The 26,635-nt window shown below is 62.2% G+C and carries 23 protein-coding genes; 15 read left to right on the forward strand and 8 right to left on the reverse strand.

Annotation, left to right across the window (positions count from 1 at the left end; genetic code table 11):
- Positions 1 to 8: 8 nt before the first annotated feature.
- On the reverse strand, positions 9 to 755 hold the full coding sequence (locus AD670_RS02140) for an NRDE family protein (RefSeq protein WP_053127911.1): 747 nt from the start codon (positions 753 to 755) through the stop codon (positions 9 to 11).
- 121 nt (positions 756 to 876) lie between these two features.
- Between AD670_RS02140 and AD670_RS02145 the strand changes: the two genes are divergently transcribed.
- The 3 genes from AD670_RS02145 to AD670_RS02155 all read left to right on the forward strand — a co-directional run bounded on the left by AD670_RS02145 (position 877) and on the right by AD670_RS02155 (position 3,423).
- The gene (locus AD670_RS02145; protein WP_053127913.1) at positions 877 to 1,659 is read left to right on the forward strand and encodes a sulfite exporter TauE/SafE family protein; all 783 of its coding nucleotides are present in this window, start codon (positions 877 to 879) and stop codon (positions 1,657 to 1,659) included.
- A gap of 65 nt (positions 1,660 to 1,724) precedes the next feature.
- Positions 1,725 to 2,537, forward strand: coding sequence for a prolipoprotein diacylglyceryl transferase (gene lgt / locus AD670_RS02150; protein ID WP_053127914.1), 813 nt, complete (start codon positions 1,725 to 1,727; stop codon positions 2,535 to 2,537).
- Between the two features lie 52 nt (positions 2,538 to 2,589).
- A complete protein-coding gene (locus AD670_RS02155; RefSeq protein ID WP_053127916.1) occupies positions 2,590 to 3,423 on the forward strand; it encodes a thymidylate synthase in 834 nt (277 codons plus the stop codon).
- Positions 3,424 to 3,477: 54 nt separating this feature from the next.
- Here the strand turns inward: AD670_RS02155 and cadR are convergent, their stop codons facing one another.
- Complete coding sequence (gene cadR, locus AD670_RS02160; protein ID WP_053127918.1) at positions 3,478 to 3,918, reverse strand: Cd(II)/Pb(II)-responsive transcriptional regulator; 441 nt, start codon at positions 3,916 to 3,918, stop codon at positions 3,478 to 3,480.
- A gap of 84 nt (positions 3,919 to 4,002) precedes the next feature.
- On the opposite strand from cadR, the gene AD670_RS02165 reads away from it, so the two are divergent.
- The 7 genes from AD670_RS02165 (at position 4,003) to AD670_RS02195 (ending at position 12,999) form a co-directional block, all read left to right on the forward strand.
- Positions 4,003 to 6,255 carry a heavy metal translocating P-type ATPase gene (locus AD670_RS02165; RefSeq protein WP_053127920.1) on the forward strand — a complete coding sequence of 751 codons (2,253 nt, stop codon included), beginning with the start codon at positions 4,003 to 4,005 and terminating at the stop codon, positions 6,253 to 6,255.
- Between the two features lie 16 nt (positions 6,256 to 6,271).
- Complete coding sequence (locus tag AD670_RS02170; RefSeq protein WP_053127922.1) at positions 6,272 to 7,135, forward strand: LysR family transcriptional regulator; 864 nt, start codon at positions 6,272 to 6,274, stop codon at positions 7,133 to 7,135.
- 246 nt (positions 7,136 to 7,381) lie between these two features.
- Complete coding sequence (locus AD670_RS02175) at positions 7,382 to 8,446, forward strand: putative 2-aminoethylphosphonate ABC transporter ATP-binding protein (RefSeq protein WP_053127924.1); 1,065 nt, start codon at positions 7,382 to 7,384, stop codon at positions 8,444 to 8,446.
- Position 8,447: 1 nt separating this feature from the next.
- Positions 8,448 to 10,154, forward strand: a complete 1,707-nt coding sequence (locus AD670_RS02180) for a putative 2-aminoethylphosphonate ABC transporter permease subunit (RefSeq protein ID WP_053127926.1) — start codon at positions 8,448 to 8,450, stop codon at positions 10,152 to 10,154.
- Between the two features lie 22 nt (positions 10,155 to 10,176).
- Positions 10,177 to 11,190 carry a putative 2-aminoethylphosphonate ABC transporter substrate-binding protein gene (locus AD670_RS02185; protein WP_053127928.1) on the forward strand — a complete coding sequence of 338 codons (1,014 nt, stop codon included), beginning with the start codon at positions 10,177 to 10,179 and terminating at the stop codon, positions 11,188 to 11,190.
- A gap of 130 nt (positions 11,191 to 11,320) precedes the next feature.
- On the forward strand, positions 11,321 to 12,445 hold the full coding sequence (locus AD670_RS02190; protein ID WP_053127930.1) for a TIGR03364 family FAD-dependent oxidoreductase: 1,125 nt from the start codon (positions 11,321 to 11,323) through the stop codon (positions 12,443 to 12,445).
- Complete coding sequence (locus AD670_RS02195; protein ID WP_053127932.1) at positions 12,445 to 12,999, forward strand: phosphonate degradation HD-domain oxygenase; 555 nt, start codon at positions 12,445 to 12,447, stop codon at positions 12,997 to 12,999. The genes AD670_RS02190 and AD670_RS02195 overlap by 1 nt, the downstream gene beginning before the upstream one ends.
- Here AD670_RS02195 and AD670_RS02200 read toward each other — a convergent pair.
- On the reverse strand, positions 12,996 to 14,363 hold the full coding sequence (locus tag AD670_RS02200) for a DUF3482 domain-containing protein (protein WP_053127935.1): 1,368 nt from the start codon (positions 14,361 to 14,363) through the stop codon (positions 12,996 to 12,998). The two genes, AD670_RS02195 and AD670_RS02200, sit on opposite strands and share 4 nt — an antisense overlap.
- Positions 14,356 to 15,735 carry a DUF2868 domain-containing protein gene (locus AD670_RS02205; protein WP_053127937.1) on the reverse strand — a complete coding sequence of 460 codons (1,380 nt, stop codon included), beginning with the start codon at positions 15,733 to 15,735 and terminating at the stop codon, positions 14,356 to 14,358. The genes AD670_RS02200 and AD670_RS02205 overlap by 8 nt, the downstream gene beginning before the upstream one ends.
- A 69-nt stretch (positions 15,736 to 15,804) precedes the next feature.
- Between AD670_RS02205 and AD670_RS02210 the strand changes: the two genes are divergently transcribed.
- On the forward strand, positions 15,805 to 16,317 hold the full coding sequence (locus AD670_RS02210) for a dihydrofolate reductase (protein WP_053127939.1): 513 nt from the start codon (positions 15,805 to 15,807) through the stop codon (positions 16,315 to 16,317).
- Between the two features lie 94 nt (positions 16,318 to 16,411).
- On the opposite strand, the gene AD670_RS02215 is transcribed toward AD670_RS02210, so the two are convergent.
- The gene (locus AD670_RS02215) at positions 16,412 to 17,803 is read right to left on the reverse strand and encodes an L-cystine transporter (protein WP_053127941.1); all 1,392 of its coding nucleotides are present in this window, start codon (positions 17,801 to 17,803) and stop codon (positions 16,412 to 16,414) included.
- Positions 17,804 to 18,045: 242 nt separating this feature from the next.
- On the opposite strand from AD670_RS02215, the gene AD670_RS02220 reads away from it, so the two are divergent.
- The gene (locus AD670_RS02220; protein ID WP_053127943.1) at positions 18,046 to 19,104 is read left to right on the forward strand and encodes a hypothetical protein; all 1,059 of its coding nucleotides are present in this window, start codon (positions 18,046 to 18,048) and stop codon (positions 19,102 to 19,104) included.
- Positions 19,105 to 19,297: 193 nt separating this feature from the next.
- Here the strand turns inward: AD670_RS02220 and ilvD are convergent, their stop codons facing one another.
- Positions 19,298 to 21,139, reverse strand: a complete 1,842-nt coding sequence (ilvD, locus tag AD670_RS02225) for a dihydroxy-acid dehydratase (RefSeq protein WP_053127945.1) — start codon at positions 21,137 to 21,139, stop codon at positions 19,298 to 19,300.
- 414 nt (positions 21,140 to 21,553) lie between these two features.
- Between ilvD and AD670_RS02230 the strand changes: the two genes are divergently transcribed.
- Positions 21,554 to 22,012: a transposase gene (locus tag AD670_RS02230; RefSeq protein WP_053127946.1), complete on the forward strand. Its 459-nt coding sequence runs from the start codon at positions 21,554 to 21,556 to the stop codon at positions 22,010 to 22,012.
- Between the two features lie 123 nt (positions 22,013 to 22,135).
- Here the strand turns inward: AD670_RS02230 and AD670_RS02235 are convergent, their stop codons facing one another.
- Positions 22,136 to 23,296, reverse strand: coding sequence for an MFS transporter (locus tag AD670_RS02235; protein ID WP_053127949.1), 1,161 nt, complete (start codon positions 23,294 to 23,296; stop codon positions 22,136 to 22,138).
- A 207-nt stretch (positions 23,297 to 23,503) separates the two neighbouring features.
- Positions 23,504 to 24,700, reverse strand: coding sequence for a class I SAM-dependent rRNA methyltransferase (locus tag AD670_RS02240; protein ID WP_053127951.1), 1,197 nt, complete (start codon positions 24,698 to 24,700; stop codon positions 23,504 to 23,506).
- Positions 24,701 to 24,926: 226 nt separating this feature from the next.
- On the opposite strand from AD670_RS02240, the gene AD670_RS02245 reads away from it, so the two are divergent.
- The gene (locus AD670_RS02245; RefSeq protein WP_172681436.1) at positions 24,927 to 25,739 is read left to right on the forward strand and encodes an HDOD domain-containing protein; all 813 of its coding nucleotides are present in this window, start codon (positions 24,927 to 24,929) and stop codon (positions 25,737 to 25,739) included.
- Between the two features lie 21 nt (positions 25,740 to 25,760).
- Positions 25,761 to 26,573, forward strand: coding sequence for a bifunctional DNA-formamidopyrimidine glycosylase/DNA-(apurinic or apyrimidinic site) lyase (gene mutM / locus AD670_RS02250; protein WP_053127956.1), 813 nt, complete (start codon positions 25,761 to 25,763; stop codon positions 26,571 to 26,573).
- Positions 26,574 to 26,635: the final 62 nt, after the last annotated feature.

The following is a 26,635-nucleotide window of genomic DNA, read 5'->3' on the forward strand; positions in this document are numbered from 1 at the left end:
CCTCGCTCCTACAGGTTGATGTCCACCTCGCCCAACCGCCCACCCTGCGGCCCGAAGCTGCGCTCCACCATCCGCCGCGTGCCATCGGCATTCACAATCAGCGCCGTGCTCGCCCGCGTCCCATAACTCGGGCTGGCGATAAACACACTCGACAGCAGACTCTCCGTCGCCAACCCCACGCCGGTATCGGGCAAGTCAGCAAACGACGCCGTCTGCGGGTCGCTCAGGATCTCCAGTAGCGCTTCGGGCTGCGGATCGGTCAGCAATTCGCGCAGCGCGGCTTTGGCCTTCACCAGCTTCGGCCACGGCGTATCCAGCCCCGCGTTGGACAACCCATAGACCCCTGGCTTCAGTTGCGTCGGCTCGGTGTCATTGGCGTTGTAATGCCACAACTCTTCCCGCGTCCCCACCAGCAGGTTAAACCCGGCATATTCAATCGATCGGCCGTTAACGTCGGCCAAATACTGGTCAATCGGTAGCGAACCACTGAGAAACCGCGCCACCAGTTCCCCGCGTGACTTGCGTGCGGGCGGCTGGTGCGGGTCGCGGATGTTGGTCAGGGCAGCAAACCGCCCATCGGCATTCACTCCCAGCCAGGTGCCACCTGCTTCCTGATCGCGGCCGGCAAAGACCTCGGGCGCATCCGGCCATTGGGCCAGCGGCAGGCTGGGGCGGGCGTAGAACTCATCGCGGTTGGCCGCGACGATCAGCGGTTGGGCATGGCCCGGTCGCCAGGCGAAAACAATCAGGCACATCAGGCGATTCCCTTTTGTGTTTTTAGCCACTCTACCCACACCGGCAGCAGCGTTCCATCGTATCCAGTTGGGTCGCATGCCTTCCATCCGTTAACATGCCGGACTTGGTTGGGGGGCTCCCATGGAATTTCTGCTGTATTTGCTGCTGGGCGCGTGCGCGGGCGTACTCGCCGGGCTGTTTGGCGTGGGCGGCGGGATCATCATCGTGCCTGTGCTGGTGTTCAGCTTCACCTTGCAGGGCTTCGACCCGCAGGTGCTGACCCACCTGGCCGTGGGCACGTCCCTGGCAACGATCATCTTTACCTCGGTCAATGCCGTACGTGAGCACCACCGACGTGGCGCGGTGCGTTGGCCGATCTTTGTATGGATGACCGTGGGTATCCTGCTCGGCGCCGGTTTTGGTGCGCTGACCGCCGAAGCGATTTCCGGCCCCCACTTGCAGAAGATCATCGGCGTATTCGCCCTGATCATCGCCGTGCAACTGGCCCTGGAGGTCAAGCCCAAGGCCAGCCGCACCGTGCCGGGCAAGCTCGGCCTGACCCTGGCCGGTACCGTGATTGGCTGGGCTTCGGCGATTTTCGGCATTGGCGGCGGCTCGCTGACCGTACCGTTTTTGACCTGGCGCAGCGTGCCGATGCAACAGGCGGTGGCCACCTCATCCGCCTGTGGTCTGCCGATTGCGCTGGCCAGTGCATTAAGTTTCATGATTCTGGGCTGGCATGACCCGCTGTTGCCCGCTCATAGTCTAGGGTTCGTGTATTTGCCGGCGCTGCTGGGCATTGCCCTGACCAGCATGGTGTTTGCCCGCTTCGGTGCACGCCTGGCGCACCGGTTGTCGCCGCGCTTGTTGAAGCGGCTGTTCGCCGCACTGCTGTTTTGCGTCGGTTTGAATTTTTTGCTGTAACGCAGGCTTAATCGCGCCCGGGCATGGTCCGGTCGCCATAACGAATGATTTAACGAGGAGTCGCAATGCTGCCTTACCCGCAGATCGACCCGGTGGCCCTGGCCATCGGTCCGCTGAAAATCCACTGGTATGGGTTGATGTACCTGATCGGCATCGGCGGCGCCTGGCTGCTGGCGTCCCGGCGCCTGAACCGTTTCGACCCGACCTGGACCAAGGAGAAGCTCTCCGACATGGTGTTCTGGTTGTCGATGGGGGTAATCGTCGGCGGACGCCTGGGGTATGTGCTGTTCTACGACTTGTCCGCGTATATCGCCAACCCGATGCTGATCTTCGAAGTGTGGAAAGGCGGCATGGCGTTCCACGGTGGCTTTATCGGCGTGATGATCGCGGCCTGGTGGTTCGGCCGGCGCAACGGCAAGTCGTTCTTCCAACTGATGGACTTTGTCGCGCCGTTGGTGCCGATCGGCCTGGGTGCCGGACGTATCGGTAACTTCATCAACGCCGAGTTGTGGGGCAAGCCGACCGACGTGCCGTGGGCCATGGTGTTCCCGCCGTTCAGTGACCCGGCGCAATTGCCGCGCCATCCGTCGCAGCTGTACCAGTTCGCGTTGGAAGGCGTGGCACTGTTCCTTATCCTGTACCTCTTCTCGCGCAAACCGCGCCCGACCATGGCCGTTTCCGGCATGTTTGCGCTGTTCTACGGGATCTTCCGTTTCATCGTCGAATTCGTGCGCGTGCCGGATGCACAGCTGGGCTATCTGGCCTGGGGCTGGCTGACCATGGGGCAAGTGCTCAGCATTCCGATGATCCTGGTCGGCCTGGGCCTGCTGTGGTGGGCGTACAATCGCCCGCAACCGCTGAAGAACACCGCGCTTTAAATTCGAATGCCGAGGCCTGCGAGGTCTCGGCTTCAACGATACGGGTAATGACATGAAGCAATATCTCGAACTACTGAACGACGTCGTGACCAATGGCCTGACCAAAGGCGACCGTACCGGCACCGGCACCAAGGCCGTGTTCGCCCGTCAGTATCGGCATAACTTGGCCGACGGCTTCCCGCTGCTGACCACCAAGAAGCTTCACTTCAAAAGCATCGCCAACGAGCTGATCTGGATGTTGAGCGGCAACACCAACATCAAGTGGCTGAACGAAAACGGCGTGAAAATCTGGGACGAGTGGGCCACCGAAGAAGGTGACCTGGGCCCGGTGTACGGCGAGCAGTGGACCGCCTGGCCGACCAAGGATGGCGGCACGATCAACCAGATCGACTACATGGTGCACACGCTCAAGACCAACCCCAACAGCCGTCGCATCCTGTTCCACGGCTGGAACGTCGAGTACCTGCCGGACGAAACCAAGAGCCCGCAGGAAAACGCGCGCAACGGCAAACAAGCCCTGCCACCGTGCCACCTGCTGTACCAGGCGTTCGTGCATGACGGCCATCTGTCGATGCAGTTGTACATCCGCAGCTCCGACGTGTTCCTCGGCCTGCCTTACAACACTGCCGCCCTGGCGCTGCTGACCCACATGCTGGCCCAGCAATGCGACCTGATCCCCCACGAGATCATCGTCACCACCGGCGATACCCACGCCTACAGCAACCACATGGAACAGATCCAGACCCAGTTGGCGCGTACGCCGAAGAAGCTGCCGGAACTGGTGATCAAGCGTAAGCCGGCGTCGATCTACGACTACACGTTCGAAGACTTTGAAATCGTGGGCTATGACGCTTATCCAAGCATCAAGGCCGACGTGGCTATCTAGAGTCTGACGCTGTCCACTGTGGGAGGGGGCTTGCCCCTCCCACATTTGGCCCGTTCAATGGCCGTGGCTTCTGCCCACATGTGAGGGCTCGGCCTCGCTGGCGGCAACACCGCCGCTGACCTCCAGCTGCTGCAAAATCCCACAGTGATCCCCGCCGCCACAGCGTTGGCGCAGGTCCAGCAATTGCTCCTGCAACGCCAACAGCCCATCAATCCGCGCTTTCACATGGTGGATATGCTCATCAATCAAGGCATTCACGTTTTCGCACTGGTCCTGGGGGCTGTCCCGTAGCCCGAGCAAACTGCGGATTTCTTCCAGCGTCATGTCGAGGCTGCGGCAGTTGCGGATAAAGATCAGCCGCTCGGTGTGCGCCTGGGTGTAGACGCGGTAGTTGGCGTCGGTGCGTGCCGGGGGGGGCAGCAGGCCTTCTTTCTCGTAATAACGGATGGTTTCCACCGGGCAGTCGGTCAGTTTGGCCAGTTCGCCGATCTTCATTGCAGCAATCTCCAAATGGGTGCTTGACCCTATAGTGGCTACAGGGTCTTTACTTGGCAACAGGCACCTTACGGACGCGACCTGATGAGCGATTCCATTCACACCCCGCATAAGCACGACCACGACCACGATCATGGCCCGAAGAAACTCACGCCTGTGCATGACCACGGCCATGGCGGTTCCTGCTGTTCCGGTACCCCGGCACCTGCGCTGGTGCAATTGAGCGAAGCCCCGACTGCCGGTTCGCGCCTGAGCACCTTCCGCATCGAAGCCATGGACTGCCCCACCGAGCAGACGCTGATCCAGAACAAACTCGGCAAGCTGGCGGGTGTGCAGCAACTGGAGTTCAACCTGATCAACCGTATCCTCGGCGTCACCCATGACCTGCCGAGCACCGCGCCGATCATCGATGCGGTCAAATCCCTGGGCATGCAGGCCGATCCGATCGAGGAGGGCACCCCGCCCGCCGAGCCGCCTGCCAAGAAACATTGGTGGCCGTTGGCGTTGTCCGGCGTGGGCGCATTGGGCGCCGAAGTGCTGCACTTCACCAATGCCGCGCCCACTTGGGTGATTGCGCTGGTCGCACTGGTGTCGATCTTCAGTGGCGGCCTTACCACCTATAAAAAGGGCTGGATCGCCCTGAAAAACCTCAACCTGAACATTAACGCGCTGATGAGCATCGCGGTCACCGGCGCGATCCTGATTGGCCAGTGGCCGGAAGCGGCCATGGTGATGTTCCTGTTTACCGTGGCCGAGCTGATCGAAGCCAAATCCCTGGACCGTGCGCGCAATGCCATCAGCGGTTTGATGCAGATGACACCGGAGCAGGCCACGCTGCAGCAGGCTGATGGCAGCTGGGTTGAACAGGAGGTCAAAAGCATTGAGCTGGGCGCCATCGTGCGGGTAAAACCGGGCGAGCGCATCGGCCTCGACGGTGAAGTCACCGCCGGCCAATCCACCATCGACCAGGCGCCGATCACCGGTGAAAGCCTGCCGATTGAAAAGACCGTGGGCGATAAAGTCTTCGCCGGCACCATCAACCAGGCCGGGTCCCTGGAGTACAAGGTCACCGCAGCGGCCAACAACTCCACCCTGGCGCGCATCATCCATGCGGTGGAGCAGGCCCAGGGCGCACGGGCACCGACCCAGCGGTTTGTCGACAGTTTCTCGAAAATCTACACCCCGGCAGTGTTTCTGTTTGCCTTGGGTGTGGCGCTGATCCCGCCGCTGTTCATGGCCGGTGCCTGGTTCGACTGGATCTACCGCGCCCTCGTGCTGTTGGTGGTGGCTTGCCCTTGTGCGTTGGTGATCTCCACCCCGGTCACCATTGTCAGCGGCCTGGCGGCTGCGGCGCGCAAAGGCATCCTGATCAAGGGCGGCGTGTACCTGGAAGGCGGTTACAAGCTGGACTACCTGGCCCTCGACAAGACCGGCACCATCACCCACGGCAAGCCGGTGCAAACCGATTACCTGGCGCTGTTCCCTCATGTCGAAGACAGCGCCCCGGCCCTGGCTGCCAGCTTGGCCGGGCGTTCCGACCACCCGGTGTCGCTGGCGATTGCCAACGCGGCTGTGGATAAAAACCTGCCCGTGCACGTTGTGGATAACTTCGAAGCCCTCGCCGGTCGCGGCGTGCGCGGCGATATTAATGGCCAGACCTACCACTTGGGTAACCACCGCCTGGTGGAGGACCTTGGCCTGTGTTCGCCGGCGTTGGAAGAAAAGCTGTTCGCCCTGGAAAAACAGGGCAAGTCCGTGGTGCTGTTGCTCGACAAGTCCGGCCCGCTGGCACTGTTCGCCGTGGCCGACACCGTCAAGGACAGCAGCCGCGAAGCCATCCAGCAATTGCATGAACTGGGCATCAAGACCCTGATGCTCACCGGTGACAACACCCACACCGCCCAGGCGATTGCCGCCCAGGTCGGCATCGATCAGGCCCAGGGCGACCTGTTGCCCACCGACAAACTGCACGCCATCGAAACCCTCTACGGCCAAGGCCACCGGGTCGGCATGGTCGGCGACGGCATCAACGACGCACCGGCCCTGGCCCGCGCCGAGATTGGCTTTGCGATGGCCGCAGCAGGTACCGACACTGCCATCGAGACCGCCGACGTGGCCTTGATGGACGATGATTTGCGCAAGATTCCGGCATTCATTCGTTTGTCGCGGCAAACGTCGAGTATCCTCAAGCAGAACATCGCCCTGGCCCTGGTGATCAAGGCGATCTTCCTGGTGGTCACCTTCCTGGGGCTGGCGACTATGTGGATGGCGGTGTTCGCCGACATGGGCGTGGCCCTGCTGGTGGTGTTCAATGGCCTGCGCCTGTTGCGCAAATAGAGGATGAGAGGGTGGTGTGCTGAGTGCCGAGTTGAAGGCGTTTTTTATGGTCGCCCGCCTGGGCAGCATTACCCAGGCGGCGAAAAAACTCGGCCTGAGCCAGCCCACGGTCACCACCCAGATTCGCAACCTGGAAAGCCAGTACGGCGTTGAGCTGTTCTACCGTGGCGGGCGCCGCCTTACCGTCAGCGACGAAGGCGCGCGCCTGCTGCCGATGGTCAAGACGTTGCTGCAGCAGGAAGCAGACATCGAGTTTTTCCTGCGTAACAACGGCCAGGTCCAAGGGGCGCTGAGAATTGCCGCGACGGCGCCGTACTACATCCTCGACCTGGTCAAAGCCTTTCGTGAACGCCTGCCGCAAGTGGAAGTGTCGGTGGAAATCGGCAACTCCCAGCAGGTGCTCGAAGCGCTGGACGATTACCGCGTCGATGTCGCGGCATCCTCTCAGTTGCTTGAAGACCCGCGCCTGATCCGCCGCGTACTCGGCACCGACCCGCTGGTGCTGGCGGTGCACCGCAATCACCCACTGGCCAAACTCGACCACGTGCCGCTCAGCGCGTTGGCCGGGCATACGCTGTTGATGCGTGAAGCGGGCTCCACCACGCGGCGGCTCACGGAAGAGATGCTGCAAGGTGCCGGCGTGAGTTACGGGCCGCTGCTGGAAATCGGCAGCCGTGAATCGATCCGCGAAGCGGTGCTGCGCAATATCGGCATCAGCATCATCGCCCGCCAGGAAGTGCCCCACGACCCGCAGTTGCGGGTGCTGACCATCGAGAATGCGCCGCAGATTCCGGAGTACCTGTACTGCCTCAAAGAACGAAAAGGCGCTCGCCTACCGGCGGCGTTTTTGGGGTTGGCGCAGGAAATGTCGCCGATCTAAAGCCTTGTAGTGGCTTTGGGGACCAATCGGGAGCAAGCCCCCTCCCACAGGTGGCCGCATTTCCATGTTGGAACTCGGTCAAATGTGGGAGGGGGCTTGCCCCCGATGGCGATGTACCCGGCAACTCAGCTCTTAGAGTCCTACACAAATCTGCGAATACCACTATCGCCGCGTTTTGCCTTTCTGCCACAAGAGGGACGCATTGCCTGCCTAGCATGGCCTTCATCAGTTTGATGAGGTGCCACCATGAACACAGTCCTGACCCAACCCGGCGCGCCGATGAAAGTGCGCGCTATCCAGAAACGCTTCGGCGCTTTTACTGCGCTCGACAACGTGTCCCTGGACGTGGCTGCCGGCGAGCTGGTGTGCCTGCTGGGCCCTTCCGGCTGCGGCAAGACCACGTTGCTGCGCTGCATCGCCGGCCTGGAACGCCAGGACAGCGGCGAACTTTACCTGGGTGACCGCGATGTTTCCCTGCTGCCGCCCCAGGCTAGGGACTACGGCATTCTGTTCCAGTCCTACGCGTTGTTTCCCAATCTCACCGTCGAAGCGAACATCGGCTACGGCCTCACCGGCAGCGGTCGCGATGAAGTGCGCCAGCGTGTCGGCCAGATGCTGGAGCTGGTGGGTCTACTCGGCAGTGAAAAGAAATACCCCGGCCAGCTCTCCGGCGGCCAGCAGCAGCGCGTCGCCCTGGCCCGTGCGCTGGCGCCGGCCCCGTCGTTGCTGTTGCTGGATGAGCCGATGTCGGCCCTCGACGCCCGTGTGCGCGAACACCTGTGCACCGAGCTGCGCCAGCTGCAACGGCGCCTCGGTATCACCACCTTGATGGTCACCCACAACCAGGACGAAGCCATGTTGATGGCCGACCGCATCGCCGTGATGAACAACGGCAAGGTCGAGCAGTACGCCACGCCCCAGGAGATTTACGACCGCCCGGCCACGCCGTTTGTGGCGGAGTTTGTCGGCCAGGGCAACTGGCTGCCGTTCAGCCGCAACAGTGCCAGCCATGCCCAGGTCGGCGGGATGAATATGCGCCTGGCCGAGGATGCTGGCGTGGCCAAGTCCGGCCGACTGTTTTGCCGCCCGGAAGCGATCAACGTCAACCCGCCGGTGCATGAAGAAAACCTGTTCCCGGCCAAGGTCCGTGAGATCACCTTCCTCGGCAACCGCTGCCGCATGAGTTTCGAGCTGGAGCAACTGCCCGGCCATCCGCTGCTGGCCGAACTGGCCCCGGAAGCCATGCCGCGCCTGGGCGCCCAGGACATCTGGGTTGCCTTGCCGCCGCGCAGTCTGCAGGTGTTTGCCTGAGATGGCCGCTGTCATGACGCTGCCGCGCCAGGTGTCCCGCGCCGAAACCGGCGACCGTATTTTCGTGGTCGGCGGCAAACTGCTCTGGCTGTTGCTGCTGGGCATCGCCGTATTGCTGCCATTGCTGGCGATCTTCTGGCGCGGCTTCAGCAGTGAAGCCGGGCAGGGCGGTGGCCTGGTCGCCGCGCGGGAGTTGGTCACCAGCGCCAACTTCCATTGGCTGCTGGGCAATAGCCTGAAAGTTTCCCTCAGCGTGGCGGCCATTGTCGTACCGCTGGCCTACCTGTTTGCCTACGCCCTGCAACGCACGTTGATTCCCGGCAAGGCCATCTGGCGCGGCCTGTCGCTGCTGCCGTTGATGGCCCCGTCGATGCTGCCGGGCATTGCGCTGGTCTACCTGTTCGGTAACCAGGGCATGCTGCGCGGCTTGCTCTCGGACAACATCTACGGCTTCTGGGGCATTGTGCTCGGTGAAGTGATCTACACCTTCCCCCATGCCCTGATGATTTTGCTCTCGGCGCTGTCCCTGGCCGATGCGCGGTTGTTCGACGCCGCGTCGAGCATGGGTGCCAGCCCTGCGCGGGCGTTCCGCAGCATCACCTGGCCGGCCACGCGCCAGGCGGTGTTTGCCGCGTTCTGCCTGGTGTTCACCCTGACCATCACCGATTTCGGCGTGCCCGTGGTGGTCGGTGGGGATTACCAAGTGCTGGCGCTGGAAGCCTACAAGGCGGTGGTCGGCCAGCAACAGTTTGGTCGGGGCGCGTTGATTGGCATGGTGTTGCTGCTGCCGGCGCTGTTCAGCTTTGGCGTCGACGCCTGGTTGCGCCGTCGCCAAGGTGACGGCATGAGTGGCCGCGCCCAAGTCTTCCAGCCGGTGCCGTCGCGTTTACGGGATGGCTGCTACCTGCTCATCGTGTTGTTGATCTGTGCCGTGCTGCTGTTGGTGTTCGGCATGGCGGTGTACTCCTCGCTGGTGAAGTTCTGGCCGTACAACCTGTCGCTGTCGCTCAGCCACTATCAGTTCGAAGACACGGCCGGCGGCGGTTGGCTGGCCTATCGCAACAGCTTGACCCTGGCGTTGTGCACGGCGTTGATCGGCAGCGTGTTGATCTTCACTGGCGCCTACCTGATGGAAAAGACCAAGGGCCAGAAGGGCCTGAACCTGGCGCTGCGCATGCTCAGCTTTGTGCCGATGGCCGTGCCTGGGTTGGTGTTGGGCCTGGGCTACGTGTTCTTTTTCAACCTGAGTGGCAACCCGCTGCATGTGTTCTACGGCACCATGACCCTGCTGGTGGTGTGCACCATTGCTCACTATCTGACCACCGCACAGATGACCGCCACCACCGCGCTGCGCCAACTGGACGCCGAGTTCGAAGCGGCCGCGCTGTCGCTCAAGGCGCCGCTGTATCGCCATTACTTGAAAGTCACGGTGCCGATCTGCCTGCCGGCGCTGCTGGACATCGTGCGCTACTTGTTTGTGTCGGCGATGACCACCGTGTCCGCCGCGATCTTCCTCTACAGCCCCGACACCATCCTCGCCGCCGTCGCCGTGCTGAACATGGACGACGCCGGCAACGTGGGCGGCGCGGCGGCCATGTCGACCCTGATCCTGTTCACCTCGGCCGGCGTTTCGCTGCTGCTGGCGTGGGCTTCACGTGGCGCCTTGCGCCGCTCCCAAGCCTGGCGCCAGACCGCGCCCGGCCAATAAACATCCCTGAAGGAGGTGCTCCATGTTCAAGCCCCTGGCGCTGGTCGCTGCCGTACTCACTGCATTCAGCCTGAATGCCTTCGCCAAGACCGAGTTGACCGTGTACACGGCCCTTGAAGCCGAGCAGTTGAAGACCTACAAAAAAGCCTTCGAACAGGCCAACCCGGACGTCGAGATCAAATGGGTGCGCGACTCTACCGGCATCATTACCGCCAAGCTGCTGGCCGAAAAAGACCGCCCGCAAGCCGACGTGGTCTGGGGCCTGGCTGCATCGAGCCTGGCGATCCTCGATCAGCAAGGCATGCTGGACAACTACGCCCCCAAGGGCCTGGACAAGATCGGCAAGAATTACCGTGACGCCGCCAACCCACCGGCCTGGGTCGGTATGGATGTGTGGGCCGCGACCATTTGCTTCAACACGGTCGAAGCCGAGAAACAGGGCCTGACCAAGCCGGTGAGCTGGCAAGACCTGACCAAGCCCGAGTACAAGGGCAAGATCGTGATGCCTAACCCGGCATCGTCCGGCACCGGCTTCCTGGATGTGAGCGCCTGGCTGCAGACCTTCGGCGAGAAGCAGGGCTGGCAGTACATGGATGACTTGCACCAGAACATCGGCCAGTACGTACATTCGGGCTCCAAGCCTTGCAAGCTGGCGGCTTCGGGTGAGTTCCCGATTGGTATTTCCTTCGAATACCCGGCCGTGCAGTTGAAACGCCAGGGCGCACCGCTGGACATCATCCTGCCGAAGGAAGGCCTGGGCTGGGACATCGAAGCCACCGCCGTGATCAAGGGCACCGCCCATGCGGACGCGGCGAAAAAACTCGCGGATTTCTCCGCCAGTACAGCGGCAATGGACCTGTACAAAGACAACTTTGCCGTGCTCGCCCAGCCGGGGATCGCCAAGCCGCAGACCGAATTGCCGGCCGACTACGAGCAGCGTTTGATCAAGAACGACTTTGCCTGGGCGTCGAAGAATCGCGACAGCATTTTGACCGAATGGCGTAAGCGCTATGACGGCAAGTCGGAAAAACAATAATTTTCACCTCTACCTGTAGGAGCGAGCTTGCTCGCGAAGAACGAATAGACGGCGCGGATAACCTGAAGCGCTGCCTTATCGTTGACGTTCTTCGCGAGCAAGCTCGCTCCTACAGAGGGTTGCATATTCCATGACAGATTTACTGATCATCGGTGCCGGCATCCTCGGCCTTTCCCACGCCTACGCCGCCGCCAGGCGCGGGCTCAAGGTCAAGGTGTTCGAGCGCAGCGCCACGCCGTTGGGCGCCTCGGTACGCAACTTCGGCCAGGCCCTGGTCACCGGGCAGCCGCCGGGGCCGATGTTCGACCTGGCACGACAAAGCCGTGAAATCTGGGGGTATTGGGCACAGGAGGCGGGCCTTCACTTGAAGCGCAACGGCTCGTATCTATTCGCCCGCACCGAAGCCGAAGAGCATCTGCTGGAAGCCTTCTGCGCCGGCCGCGCGCGCGAGCACGGCTACAACGTCGACTTGTTGCAAGGCGCGGCGTTGAAGGAGCTGTATGGCGGCCAGTTCCGTCATCACCGCGCCGCGCTGCATGGCAAGGACGACCAGCAATTGTATTCGCGCGAGGCCATACCGGCGCTGATCCACTACCTGAGCCAGCAACTGGGTGTGGAATTTTACTTCTCCACCCTGGTGCGCGATGTCGAACCGGGCCAGGTGCACAGCACGGCGGGCAGCTTTCGTGGCGAGCAGGTCATCGTCTGTTCCGGTCACGATTATCAAACCCTGTTGGCCGAGGCCATCGCGGGGCTCAACCCGCAGATCTGCCGCCTGCAAATGCTGCGCGCCCGGCCTGCGCTTAACCTCAACCTGCAACACGCGTTGCTCACGGGCCTCAGTTGCGTGCATTACGGTGCCTTTGCCGACCTGCCTGAGGCCGCGCCGGTACAGGCGCAGATCCTGCGCGATGCGCCGCACCTGCATGCACACGGGATTCACCTGCTGATCAGCCCGACGCCCCATGGCGAACTGATCATCGGCGACTCCCACGACTACGGCAGCGATGCCTCGCCGTTCAATGCCGAGCAGGTAGATGACTGGATGATCGAGTTGGCCGAGCAGACCTTGGGTTGCAAGATCCAGGTGGTGGAACGCTGGCAGGGTGTCTACGGTGCCAGGGGCCCGGCGCCGTTTTCATTTGTGCAGGCCGCACCTGGCGTGAGCGCCGCCTTGATGCACACCGGCGTGGGCATGAGCGTGGGGCCGGCGATGGCCGAGCGCAATATCACAACACTGTGGGGGCAAGCGTGATGAACCCGGAACAGGCGATTGCCGCAGTCTTCGGTTTGTACGAGCAGCACGGCACGGCGGATTACATCGGCGAGCCGGTGTCGCAGATCGAGCACATGTCCCAGGCCGCGCAGTTGGCCATGGCCGAGGGCTTCGATGATGAGGTGGTATTGGCGGCGTTCTTCCACGATATCGGCCATCTCTGCGGCCAGGATGGCGAGAACATGGGCGGTTACGGCGTGGTCAGCCATGAGCGGTTGGGCGCGGATTATTTGCGCCGTGCAGGCTTCAGTGAGCGCCTGGCCAGGCTGGTGGAGTACCACGTCCAGGCCAAGCGCTACCTGACGTTCAGCCAGCCGGACTACTACGCACGCTTGAGCGAGGCCAGCCGCCGCACCCTGGGTTACCAGGGCGGCGTGATGACGGCCGAGGAGGCTCGGGCGTTTGAGCAAGACCCGCTGTGTCAGGTCAGCCTGCGCATGCGCTACTGGGATGAACAGGCCAAGCAAATGCACGTACCGGTGCTCGACCTGCAAGTGCTCAAGGCCAAGGCCCGGCAGCTGCTGGCGGCTTAAGTCTCGTCGAGGCGCTGGGCCAGGGCTTCGACCTGTTCCTGGCGCTCGGCCTGGCTCAGTTTGGCGTGGGGGTTGAGGGATGACCACTGCGGGTGGGCGCGGGCTTTGTGCAACGCGTCCGGCAATTTGCCTTCGCGCCAGGTCTTGTCCTGGGGCGTATCGACCTTGATGCTGTGCATCGCCGCATGGCCGCGCAGGTTCAGGGCCTTGAGCAACTGGCGCTGGCGCAGGGCAAGCAGGCGCAGCACGCTGTCGTCCACGGTCAGCTCGCGCTGGCCCTTGATCTTGCCCAGCAGGCGGCTGCCGTAGCTGCGTGCGGTTTGCAACGCGCCACCGGCGATGGCACCTGCGAGGGCAGCGGCGCCGAGGGTCAGCCCGCCGACCAGCAGGTCCACCCCGGCCCCGGCCGCTGCGCCTGCGGCGATGCCACCGCCGACGCGCACGCCGAGTTGCTTGAGGGTTTCCGGGTTGAACAGGTCATCCCCCCAGCGCCCGTCCAGCAACGGTAAATCGCTGGCGGCGGCGTCCTGGGGGCGAAAGCCGAACAGCTTGAGCAAGGCCTCCACGCATTTTTGTTCGCGCTGACGCACCGCCTTGCGCAAATCGCTGATGGCTTGTTGCTCATCTTCAGTCACCACGCTGCGTCGGCACGCGGCGCAGTCGATCAGCAATTCGGCAATCAACCGCGCGGCGCTCTGTTGGCGGGCCTGGCGTTGGGCATCCTGGTCGAGGATCAAGCGCTGCAACTGCGGACGGGCGTTTTCCAGCAGCAGGGCGAGGCTTTCATACAGGCGGCGTTCGCCGTCTTCCGGCGGCGCGACGCTGTCGAAACGCACCAGCGCATGCAGGCCCAGGCGCGCCAGGGCTTCACGCCAGTCCGGCTCGCGGTGGTCGCTGCTGCTGACGAAGTTGAGCACCGGCAGCAACGGTTTGCCGCAACTGGCCAGCACTTGCAGTTCATCACGGTACTTGGCCAGCACCGGTTCGCGAGCGTCGATCACATACAGCCCGGCGTCCGAGGCCAGCAATTGGCGCAGTACCTTGGCTTCCTGTTCGAAACGCTGGCGGGCTTCGCTGCCTTCCAGGAACCGCGCCAGGCGGGCTGGGCCGTCCAAGCGTTCGCCGGGGCGATCCAGGCGTTCCAGGTAGTCGAGCAGGGCGATGGCATCTTCCAGGCCGGGTGTGTCGTACAGCTCCAGCAAGGCTTCGCCGTCGACCGACAAGCGCGCACCTTCGACATGCCGCGTGGTGCTGGGGCGATGGGAGACTTCACCGAAACCGACGTCACGGGTAAGGGTGCGCAGCAGCGAGGTCTTGCCGACGTTGGTGTGGCCGACCACGGCGAGTTTCAGCGGTTTAGTCATGACCGGTCTCCAGCCAGTTCAACGGCGCGCAGTCGGCGAACGGCAGCTCCAGTTGTTGCAGCGCGGTGTGCCAATCGCCCAGGCGTTCGGCATCCAATGCCTGGCCCGCGGGGGCTTGCAGCAGCCACACACGGGTGGCGGTGGCGCTGCGCGTGAGTTCGGCGATCAGCGCCAGGCTGCCACGGTCCGGCGAGCGGCGCGGGTCGCAGGCGATGACCAGGCGCGCGGGCGGGAAGCGGCTGAGTTGCTCCAGGAGCTTGCTGCGCGATTCGCGGCTGTCGAGGATTCCCGCGTTCTTTACATTAGCCGGCAGCTTGGGGGGCCAGGGGTGCTGATCGTCCAGTTCGATGGCGACGAGTAAGGCGCCGTCGCTGTCCAGCTCACTGACGCCTCCGGTGACGTGGTGCAGTTGTTCCGGCGCGGCGTCGTTGACCCCAAGGCGCTCGCTGCTGGGCATCAGGCGTTCGCGCAGTGGGCTGTAGCCGGGCAGGTTGAGGTCCAGGCGCAAGGCGGCGCGCCCGCGTTTCCAGCGGCAGAGGCACAGCAGGGCGAGGATCAACCTTGGCAGCAGGCCGTAGACCAGCAATACGCCGACCAACCAGGCGGCCCACGCCTGGCGGGCGCTTTCGATATTCAATGCGGAGTCGCCGCTGGCGCGGATCATCTCGACGGTCGGCACATTGAAGCCCAGCAGGGCGGGCAGGGTGCCGAGGGCCTGGGTCACGGCGACGAAGGTGTCGGCGCCGAGGATGGTGGTTTCCCAGACAAAACCGTAACGGCGGGTGGCGAGCAGCGTCAGCAGAATCACCAGCGCGCTGAGCAGCGCCAGCAACCACAGGCTGTTGACCAGCACACCGACCGCCCAGCGATTGAGTTTCTGCCGTTGCAGCAACAGCAGCAACGCCGGGGCCAGTTGGGCGGCCTTGGCGTCGCGCGCCAGTTTTTCACTGAGCCACAACCACAAGCGCCCGAGGCTGGCGCTGTGCTCGCCGGCAAACAACAGCCCCAACGCCCAGCTCAACAGCAGGATCAGGTTCAAGCCGAGCAGGCTGCCCAGGGCCCAGAACACATTCACCGGGGTCAAGCCGTTACCCAGCGCAGCAAAGGCCAGGCCCGCGCCGATGATCATGGCGACAATTGCCAGCAGCACCAGCGCCAGGCGTGCGCCTTGCAGCCAGCGCGTGAGGGCGGCTGTCAGGCCGTCGCGCTCGGCCAGGTGCAGGGCGCGCTGCTGGATGCGCGTCGGCAGGTCGCCGCCCGCCGTGCGGGCGAGGCGATTGGCTTCCTGGTCTTCGAGGGGGCCGGCGTGTTCTTCACGCAGGCGCACGGTTTCCGTCAGCCAGAGTTTTTGCAGGGGGTTCAGTGCGGTCACGCGTCTTCCTGTCGTGCAAGTGAGCTTGGAGCATAACCGCTGGTTCGTGGCTCTGGTATTCTCGTCGCCATGAAAAAAACTCTCCCTTTAAGCCTGATCGCAGCCCTCGGTGAAAACCGCGTGATCGGCGTCGACAACAGCATGCCCTGGCATTTGCCGGGGGATTTCAAATACTTCAAGGCCACCACGCTCGGCAAGCCGATCATCATGGGGCGCAAGACCTGGGACTCCCTGGGCCGACCGCTGCCGGGGCGCTTGAACCTGGTGGTCAGTCGTCAGACCGATCTGGTGCTTGAAGGTGCGGAAGTTTTTCCGTCACTCGATGCCGCCGTCGCGCGGGCTGAAGCCTGGGCGCTGGAGCAGGGCGTGGATGAGCTGATGCTCATCGGCGGCGCGCAGTTATATGCGCAGGGGCTGGAACAGGCGGATCGCCTGTACCTGACGCGCGTGGCGCTGAGCCCGGAAGGGGATGCGTGGTTTCCGGCGTTTGATGCGAGCCAGTGGAAGTTGGTTTCCAATCTGCCGAACCCCGCCGAAGGTGATAAGCCGGCTTACAACTTCGAAGTCTGGGAAAAAGCCTAAAACCATCGGGGGCAAGCCCCTCCCACACTCGACCGCATTCTCATGTTGGAACTCGATCAACTGTGGGAGGGGGCTTGCCCCCGATGGCGGCCTATCAGGCCTGCGCTAACTCCGCATGCTCATCCGCATCCAACAACGCTTTATCCGTCTGCCCCATGATCTGGCTGGTAATTGCCCCCGCCGTCATCGAACCATTCACGTTCAGCGCCGTACGGCCCATGTCGATCAGCGGCTCCACGGAAATCAGCAGCGCCACCAGTGACACCGGCAAGCCCATGGCCGGGAGCACGATCAACGCGGCGAAGGTCGCGCCGCCGCCCACGCCCGCCACACCGGCCGAACTGAGGGTCACAATCGCTACCAGGGTCGCGATCCACAGCGGGTCCAGCGGGTTGATGCCCACGGTCGGTGCTACCATCACCGCCAACATGGCAGGGTAGAGACCGGCGCAGCCGTTCTGGCCGATGGTCGCGCCAAACGAGGCGGCGAAGCCGGCGATGGATTGCGGGATGCCCAGGCGGCGGGTCTGCGCTTCAATGCTCAGCGGGATGGCCGCCGCGCTGGAGCGGCTGGTGAAGGCAAAGGTCAGCACTGGCCAGACCTTGCGGAAGAAGCGCAGCGGGTTGATCCCGGCCAGGGACAGCAGCAGGCCGTGCACCACGAACATCAGACCCAGGGCCAGGTACGACACCACGACAAAACTGCCGAGCTTGATGATGTCCTGCAGGTTGGAACCAGCGACCACTTTGGTCATCAGCGCCAGTACACCGTACGGGGTCAGCTTCATCACCAGGCGCACCAGGCGCATCACCCAGGCTTGCAGGGTGTCGATGGCGTTGATGACTTTCTGGCCTTTTTCCACGTCATCCTTGAGCAGTTGCAGTGCGGCAACCCCGAGGAATGCCGCGAAAATCACCACGCTGATGATCGACGTCGGCTTGGCCCGCGCCAGGTCGGCGAACGGGTTGGCGGGCACGAACGAGAGCAGCAACTGCGGGATATTCAGGTCGGCAACCTTGCCCGCGTAATCGTTCTGGATCACTTGCAGGCGCGCCATTTCCTGGGTGCCAGCCACCAGGCCTTCAGCGGTGAGGCCGAACAGGTTGGTCAGGCCGATACCAATCAGCGCTGCGATGGCGGTGGTGAACAGCAGCGTACCGATAGTCAGGAAGCTGATCTTGCCCAGGGACGAGGCGTTATGCAGGCGCGCCACGGCGCTGAGGATCGAGGCGAATACCAGCGGGATCACGATCATTTGCAGCAATTGCACGTAGCCGTTGCCGACCAGGTCGAACCAGCCGATGGACGCCTTGAGGACCGGGTTACCGTCGCCATAAATAGCGTGCAACGCCGCACCAAACACCACGCCAAGCACCAGCGCGAACAGGACCTTCTTGGCGAGGCTCCAGTTTGTGCGGCGGGTTTGTGCCAGGCCCAGCAACAGGGCCACGAACACCAGTAAGTTGAGGATCAGGGGCAAATTCATTGAAGCTCCGTTGAGAGGGCAGCCAATCGCGTGAGCCTGCGATTGCGAACCGGAAATCCTAACAGCTTGAAATATATTGATTTAATACCAATATGGAATGGTGACTGTCGTTTTTGGAATAAGCGTTTGACGCTCAGGCATACGCCCGTGACGGAATCAGGACGCGCACCGTCGTGCTTGTGTTGGGAACTGTCACAGGGATTTGTTAGCGTTCATGTCTTTCACTCAGGGAGACAACGCCTATGAAGCTCGCGCCGAAACTACTAGTCGCCGCATTCTGCCTCGGACTCGCCAGTCAGGCGTTCGCCGCCACCGAGTTGAAACACTGGCCGGCACCTGCCGCCAAACAACTGAACGAGATGATCGCCGCGAACGCCAACAAGGGTAATTTCGCGGTGTTCGACATGGACAACACCAGCTACCGCTACGACCTCGAAGAGTCCCTGCTGCCCTACATGGAAAACAAGGGCCTGATCACCCGCGACAGCCTCGATCCGTCGCTCAAGCTTATGCCGTTCAAAGACACCGCCGACCATAAGGAAAGTCTGTTCAGTTACTACTACCGCCTCTGCGAAGTCGACGACATGGTCTGCTACCCATGGGTCGCGCAGGTGTTTGCAGGCTTCACCCTCAAGGAACTCAAGGTCCAGGTGGATGAGTTGATGGCCTCCGGCAAGCCGGTGCCGGTCAGCTACTTCGAAGGCGACGTGGTGAAGACATCCGAGGTACAGCCGCCGAAAGTCTTCACCGGCCAGGCCGAGCTTTACAACAAGCTGATGGAAAACGGCATTGAGGTCTACGTGATGACCGCCGCATCAGAGGAACTGGTGCGCATGGTCGCGGCTGATCCGAAATACGGTTACAACGTCAAACCCGAGAATGTCATCGGCGTGACGACCTTGCTCAAGGACCGCAAGACCGGCGAACTGACCACCGCACGCAAACAGATCGCCGCCGGCAAATACGACGAAAAAGCCAACCTCGGCCTGGAGCTGACCCCCTACCTGTGGACCCCGGCCACCTGGATGGCCGGCAAGCACGCGGCAATCCTGACCTACATCGACGAATGGAAAAAACCGGTGATCGTCGGTGGCGATACGCCGACCAGCGACGGCTACATGCTGTTCCACGATGTGGACGTGGCCAAGGGCGGCATCCACCTGTGGATCAACCGCAAGGACAAATACATGACCCAACTCAACGGCATGATCGCCAAGCATGCGGCGGCCCAGGCCAAGGAAGGGTTGCCGGTGACGGCGGACAAGAACTGGGTGATCGTCAAGCCGGACGAGATTCAGTAAGTACGGCTGGACTCGGTCAAAAATGTGGGAGCGGGCTTGCTCGCGAAGGCGGTGGATCAGCTAGCTTATTCAGTAACTGGCACACCGCAATTCGCGAGCAAGCCCGCTCCCACAGTTGATCTCCTTTGTTTGGGGAATTATCTCCAGGCAAAAAAATGCCCCGCACGTGGCGGGGCATTTTTATGGGCGAGGTTTACAGGCCGTCGAGCATTGCCTTGTTACGCACAGCACCTTTGTCGGCACTGGTGGCCAGCAGGGCGTAAGCCTTCAACGCGGTAGTGACTTTGCGCGGACGCTTCTCTACCGGCTTCCAGCCTTTCTTGTCCTGCTCAACCCGGCGTGCCGCCAGCTCTTCATCGCTGATCAGCAGGTTGATCGAGCGGTTCGGAATGTCGATCAGTACCTTGTCGCCATCCTGCACCAGACCAATCGCGCCGCCGGCAGCAGCTTCAGGCGAAGCGTGGCCGATGGACAGGCCCGAGGTGCCGCCGGAGAAGCGGCCGTCGGTCAGCAGGGCGCAGGCTTTGCCCAGGCCTTTGGATTTCAGGTACGACGTCGGGTAGAGCATCTCTTGCATACCCGGGCCGCCTTTCGGGCCTTCGTAACGGATGATGACGATGTCGCCTTCCTTCACTTCGTCGGCAAGGATGCCGCGAACCGAGCTGTCCTGGCTTTCGTAGATCTTGGCGCGACCTTCGAAGACGTGGATGGATTCATCCACACCGGCGGTTTTCACCACGCAGCCGTCGAGGGCGATGTTGCCGTACAGCACGGCCAGGCCGCCTTCTTTGGAGTAGGCGTGTTCGACACTGCGGATGCAGCCGTTTTCACGGTCGTCGTCGAGGGTGTCCCAACGGGTCGACTGGCTGAACGCGGTCTGGGTCGGGATACCGGCCGGGCCAGCCTTGAAGAAGGTGTGCACGGCTTCGTCGTCAGTCAGGGTGATGTCCCACTTGGCGATGCCTTCGGCCAGGGATTTGCTGTGCACGGTCGGCAGGTCGGTGTGCAGCAAGCCGCCACGGGCCAGGGAACCGAGGATCGAGAAGATCCCGCCGGCGCGGTGCACGTCTTCCATGTGGTACTTCTGGATGTTCGGCGCGACTTTGCACAGTTGCGGCACATGGCGGGACAGACGGTCGATGTCGCGCAGGTCGAAATCGATCTCGGCTTCCTGGGCAGCGGCCAGCAGGTGCAGGATGGTGTTGGTGGAACCGCCCATGGCGATGTCCAGGGTCATGGCGTTTTCGAACGCCTTGAAGTTGGCGATGTTGCGCGGCAACACCGACTCATCGTTCTCGCCGTAGTAGCGCTTGCACAGCTCGACGATGGTGCGGCCGGCCTGCAGGAACAATTGCTCGCGGTCGCTGTGGGTGGCCAGGGTCGACCCGTTGCCCGGCAACGCCAGGCCGAGGGCTTCGACCAGGCAGTTCATCGAGTTGGCGGTGAACATGCCGGAGCACGAACCGCAGGTCGGGCAGGCGCTGCGCTCGTATTCCGCGACCTTCTCGTCAGAAGCGCTGGAATCGGCGGCGATGACCATGGCGTCGACCAGGTCCAGGCCATGGGAGGCAAGCTTGGTCTTGCCGGCTTCCATCGGGCCGCCGGAAACGAAGATCACCGGGATGTTCAGGCGCAGGGCGGCCATCAGCATGCCGGGGGTGATCTTGTCGCAGTTGGAGATGCAGACGATGGCGTCGGCGCAGTGGGCGTTGACCATGTACTCCACGGAGTCGGCGATAATCTCGCGGCTCGGCAACGAGTACAGCATGCCGTCATGGCCCATGGCGATGCCGTCGTCCACGGCGATGGTGTTGAATTCTTTTGCCACGCCGCCAGCGCGTTCGATCTCGCGGGCGACCAGTTGGCCCAGGTCCTTGAGGTGGACGTGGCCCGGTACGAACTGGGTGAACGAGTTGGCAATCGCGATGATCGGCTTCTTGAAGTCGTCATCTTTCATCCCCGTGGCACGCCACAATGCGCGGGCGCCGGCCATGTTGCGGCCGTGGGTGGATGTTTTCGAGCGGTAATCGGGCATTTGAGCACTCCGGGCGGCTAATCAGGTATCAAAGGGGAGTGAGCTTCTATTGACGTCTGGAACACCCGAAAAATGGCACTGGTGTCCGGAAGTTGCCGCAAACGTGACGGGATCGCCGTGCGCATTGGCCTTGAGCTCATAAACCCGCCGGGGGATGACTGGCGATGAATAGGCCCGATTCTACACCGTCTTCCTGTAGGAGCGAGGGGGACGCCTAGTTCTTGCTCGCGAAAAACGTAAACGATAACGCAGCGCTGTCAGGTAGTTCGTGTCGCCGATGAGTTTTTCGCGAGCAAGAACTAGGCGTCCCCCTCGCTCCTACACAGGCAAGACATATTCAGAACCACTGTTTAAAGGCCTTTGGATGTTGTGCCTCCTACCGTTTCTCTTCCAATCACAGAAGAGGACGACGGAATGTCCACGCAACAAAATGCCTATCGGCTACGCACCGGGCGTTATTCAGAATCTGGCCGCGTGTACCTGATCACGGCTGTTACCTACCAACGGCAATCAGTTTTTCAGGACTGGCGCATGGGTCGCCTGCTCGTCAGCGAATTCAGGAAAGCTCAGGAAGACGGTGAGGCGACCTCGCTGGCCTGGGTCGTGATGCCTGACCATTTTCATTGGCTGGTCGAACTGCACAATGGCGACTTGCCAAGGTTGATGCGAATAACCAAGTCGCGAAGTGCCCGCGCGATAAACAGTGCGAGGGGTTCCTATGGGACGCTTTGGCAAAAAGGCTATTTCGATCGGGCATTGCGTCGTGAGGAGGACTTGAAAGCAATGGCTCGCTATATCGTCGCGAATCCTTTGCGTGCTGGTTTGGTCGAGCACATTGGCCTGTACCCACTATGGGATGCCATCTGGCTATGACGCACCTTCACTTGTAGGAGCGAGCTTGCTCGCGAAGAACGTCAACGATAGCGCAGCGCTATCAGGTAGTCCGTGTCGCCGATGAGTTTTTCGCGAGCAAGCTCGCTCCTACAGGGGCAGGCGTTAGCGCCCGACTCGTAAATTCGTCAACCAGCCCCAGAGGCTGAGCACGATGAAGCTGACCGCAATGGTCAGCAGCAGATGCGTTCCGGTTTGTGCCAGGGCCGCACTGCTGATGGCGGCCGTGAGAAACATGATGCTATTGCCCGCCGACGCCGCCGTGCCAGCGCTGCTAGAGAACAACAGCATCGCTGCGGAAATCGCGGCGGGCCGGACCAGGGTGACGGCCAGGGCGCTGATCAGCATTGGAATCAGCAGGGTCACGGTGGTGATCGCGTCAAAGCTGACGACCAGCGTCAGCAGCACACCGGCGACGAGCAGTAACCCAAGACCGATATTGATTTGCCGTGACAGCGCCATGCGTTTTTGCAGGTACGACGCCGCCACGCCGCCGAGCAGGTAGGCCACGCCGTACACCATCAGCACCAGCGCGTACTGGTACTCGGACAGTTTCAGCGCGTCCATGAAAATCAGCGGTGTCACGCTGATCAAGGCGAAGTAGCAGGCAAACACCAGGGCGGCGATCCACCAGTAGCGCAGGAAGTCGCGATTGGCGGCGACGGCTTTGAGCGTGCCGAGGATCGAGGCGGGCGCGCGGTGCGGGCTGGCAGCCCTGGAAGGCAAGATGCAAAACGCATGGATCAACATGCCCAATGCCATCAGCGCAAACCCATAGAAGCTGCCTTGCCAGTCGAAGGTGGTTTGCAGCCAGGAGCCGATCAGCGGCGACAGCGCGACAAACGAGCCGCTCAGGGTCATGTAATAGAGGCGCACCCGGGCTCGGTCCTGTTCGTCGAACAGGTCTTCCACCAGTGCATGGCCCAATACGAAGAAGCCGCAGCCCATGGCCTGTACAGAGCGAAACAGCAGGAAGGTCAGGTAATCCGGGGCCATTGCGCAGCCTATCGCCCCGAGGATCGACAGCGTGATGCAGCCGAGCAGCACTTCCTTGCGTCCCCATTTATCTGAAAGCGGGCCGGCGACCAGTTGGGAGATGGAAAAGACCAGGGTGAACAGGCTGATGGACAGCGCGATGTCTGCGCTGGGCGTGTCGAATCGGGCGGACAGGGCTGGGAACGACGGGAGCAGGATATTGATCGGGAAGAAGCTGATCAGTGAAATGCAGGTGATGAGGATGAAGCGCGAGAGGGTGGGCCCAGACATTGTTTTTGTTTTCCGAAGTAAAACCAGAAACCGATACTAGTCTGCGAAAAGTGGAATTCAATCAAAACTACTGTGGGAGGCTTCCCGTAGCAATGTAGGAGCGAGCTTGCTCGCGAAGAACGTCAACGATAACGCAGCGCTATCAGGTAGCCCGCGTTGTATATGCGTTTTTCGCGAGCAAGCTCGCTCCTACAGAGGGTTCACGTCTTAGCTATTGGGCAACAACCGGCACGTAATGCTCTTGATGTACCGCGTCTCGACAATCGCCGGATGCACCGGGTGATCCGGACCCTGGCCGCCACGCTCGAGCATCTGGATATTGCGGTCCAGATGGCGGGCGCTGGTCAGCAGGATGTTTTGCAGGTCGTCTTCCGGCAGGTGCATGGAGCACGAGGCGCTGACCAGGATGCCGTCCTTGCTGAGCAGGCGCATGGCTTGCTCGTTCAGGCGGCGGTAGGCGCCTTCGCCGTTCTTCATGTCTTTTTTGCGTTTGATGAAGGCCGGTGGGTCGGCGACGATCACGTCGAAGCGTTCTTCGCTGGCTTTCAATTCCTTGAGGGCTTCGAAGACGTCGCCTTCGATGCAGGTCATCTTCTCGGCAACGCCGTTCAGCGCGGCGTTGCGCTCCACGCCATCGAGGGCGAAGGCCGAGGCGTCGACGCAGAACACTTCACTGGCGCCGAAGGCCGCGGCTTGCACGCCCCAGCCGCCGATGTAGCTGTACAGGTCGAGTACACGTTTGCCTTTGGCGTATGGGGCCAGGCGTGCGCGGTTCATGCGGTGGTCGTAGAACCAGCCGGTTTTCTGGCCCTGGATCACCGGGGCTTCGAATTTCACGCCGTTTTCTTCCAGCGCGACCCACTCCGGCACCAGGCCGAACACGGTTTCGACGTAGCGGTTGAGGCCTTCGGCGTCGCGCGCGGCGGAGTCGTTCTTGAACAGGATGCCGCTCGGCTTGAGCACTTGGGTCAGTGCGGCGATCACGTCTTCCTTATGGGCTTCCATGGTCGCCGAGGCGATCTGCACCACCAGAATGTCGCCGAAACGGTCGACGACCAGGCCCGGCAGCAGGTCGGAATCGCCGTAGACCAGGCGGTAGAACGGCTTGTCGAACAGGCGATCACGCAGGGACAGGGCGACATTGATGCGGTGCACCAGCAGCGACTTGTCCAGGGGCAACTTGATGTCGCGCGACAGCAGGCGTGCGCAGATCAGGTTGTTCGGGCTCATGGCCACGATGCCGAGGGTCTTGCCGCCGGCCGCTTCCAGGATAGCCTGGTCGCCTGCCTGGAAGCCGTGAAGAGGGGTGGCGGCCACGTCGATTTCGTTGCTGTAGACCCACAGGTGGCCGTTGCGCAAACGACGATCGGCGTTGGCTTTGAGACGCAGGCTTGGCAGGGACATGACGTCGCTCCGGAAAAAAGAGCGGGAGTATACCGTGTTGTGTCGTTGTTGGCCGCGCCGCCGGACATGTGGGAGCTGGCGCCCACATTTGGTCCGGTTCCAATCCGGTTTTGAGGTGTCGGTGAGCTTCCCATCGGGGTTAGAATCCCCACCTAGCCCAGAGTGTGTACTTATGTCCCAAGAGCTTACCGCCGAACAGATCCAGCAGGCCCTGCAAGGCATCAGCGTGCCGCCCCAGCCGCAAATCATGGTGGATTTGCAGATGGAGCAGTACATGCCCGACCCGGACCTGGAAGTGATCGCGCGGTTGATCTCCCAAGACCCGGGCCTGTCCGGCGCGCTGCTGAAGATCGTCAATTCGTCCTATTACGGCCTGAGCAACAAGATCGCCTCGATCCAGCGCGCGGTGAACCTGCTGGGCAGCCGGTCGATTATCAACCTGATCAACGCCCTGTCGATCAGGGGCGAGATGAGCGACGACACCATCGTCACCCTCAACCGCTTCTGGGACACCGCCCAGGACGTGGCCATGACCTGCCTGACCCTGGCCAAGCGAACCGGCGCCCAGGCGGTGGACGAGGCTTATGCCCTGGGGCTGTTCCACGATTGCGGCGTGCCGCTGATGCTCAAGCGCTTCCCCAATTACATGACGGTGCTGGAACAGGCCTACGCCAATGCCGGCCCCGACTGCCGCGTGGTCGACACCGAAAACAATGCGTTCAACACCAACCATGCGGTGGTTGGCTACTACACCGCCAAATCCTGGCGCCTGCCGGAGCATGTAACCGACGCCATCGCCAACCACCACAACGCCCTGGCGGTGTTCAGTGATGAGTCGTCGCGCAATCCGCAGCTGAAAAACCTGCTGGCGATCCTGAAGATGGCCGAGCACATCTGCTCGTCCTGCCGCGTGCTGGGCAACCAGTCGGTGGACCATGAGTGGAATGCCATTGGCCACCTGGTGCTGGACTACGTGGGCCTGTCGGACTACGACTTCGAAAGCCTGAAGTTGTCGATCCGCGAACTGGGCGCGCACTGATCCCCCCTTCACGAGGTACACATGCCTGAGTTACCAGAAGTCGAAACCACCCGGCGCGGCATTGCGCCGCACCTGGAAGGCCAGCGGGTCAGCCGCGTGGTGGTGCGTGAGCGGCGCCTGCGCTGGCCGATCCCGGAAGACCTCGATGTGCGCCTGTCCGGCCAGCGCATCGTGTTGGTGGAGCGGCGCGCCAAGTACCTGTTGATCAATGCCGAAGTGGGCACCTTGATCAGCCACCTGGGCATGTCGGGCAACTTGCGCCTGGTTGAAGTCGGCATGCCGGCGGCCAAGCATGAACATGTGGACATTGAGCTGGAATCCGGCCTGGCCCTGCGCTACACCGACCCTCGGCGTTTCGGCGCGATGCTCTGGAGCCAGGACCCGCACAACCACGAGCTGCTGCTGCGCCTGGGGCCGGAGCCGTTGACCGAGCTGTTTGACGGCGAGCGTTTGTTTCAACTGTCGCGCGGCAAGTCGATGGCGGTGAAGCCGTTCATCATGGACAACGCGGTGGTGGTGGGCGTGGGCAATATCTATGCGACTGAAGCGTTGTTTGCGGCGGGGATTGATCCGCGTCGCGCGGCCGGCGGTATTTCACGCGGGCGTTATGTGAAGCTGGCGATCGAGATCAAGCGCATTCTGGCGGCGGCGATCGAGCGTGGCGGCACCACGTTGCGGGACTTTATCGGGGGTGATGGGCAGCCAGGGTATTTCCAGCAGGAGTTGTTCGTCTACGGCCGCGGTGGCGAGGCGTGCAAGGTCTGCGGGACTGAGCTGCGCAATGTGGTGCTGGGGCAGCGGGCGAGTGTGTTTTGCCCCAGGTGCCAGAGCTGATTGCTGTGTGAGGGCTGATATCGCTATCGGGAGCAAGCCCCCTCCCACATTTTGAACGTATT

The organism is Pseudomonas sp. MIACH, assembly GCF_001269925.1.
In the GTDB taxonomy this organism is placed as follows: Bacteria; Pseudomonadota; Gammaproteobacteria; order Pseudomonadales; family Pseudomonadaceae; genus Aquipseudomonas.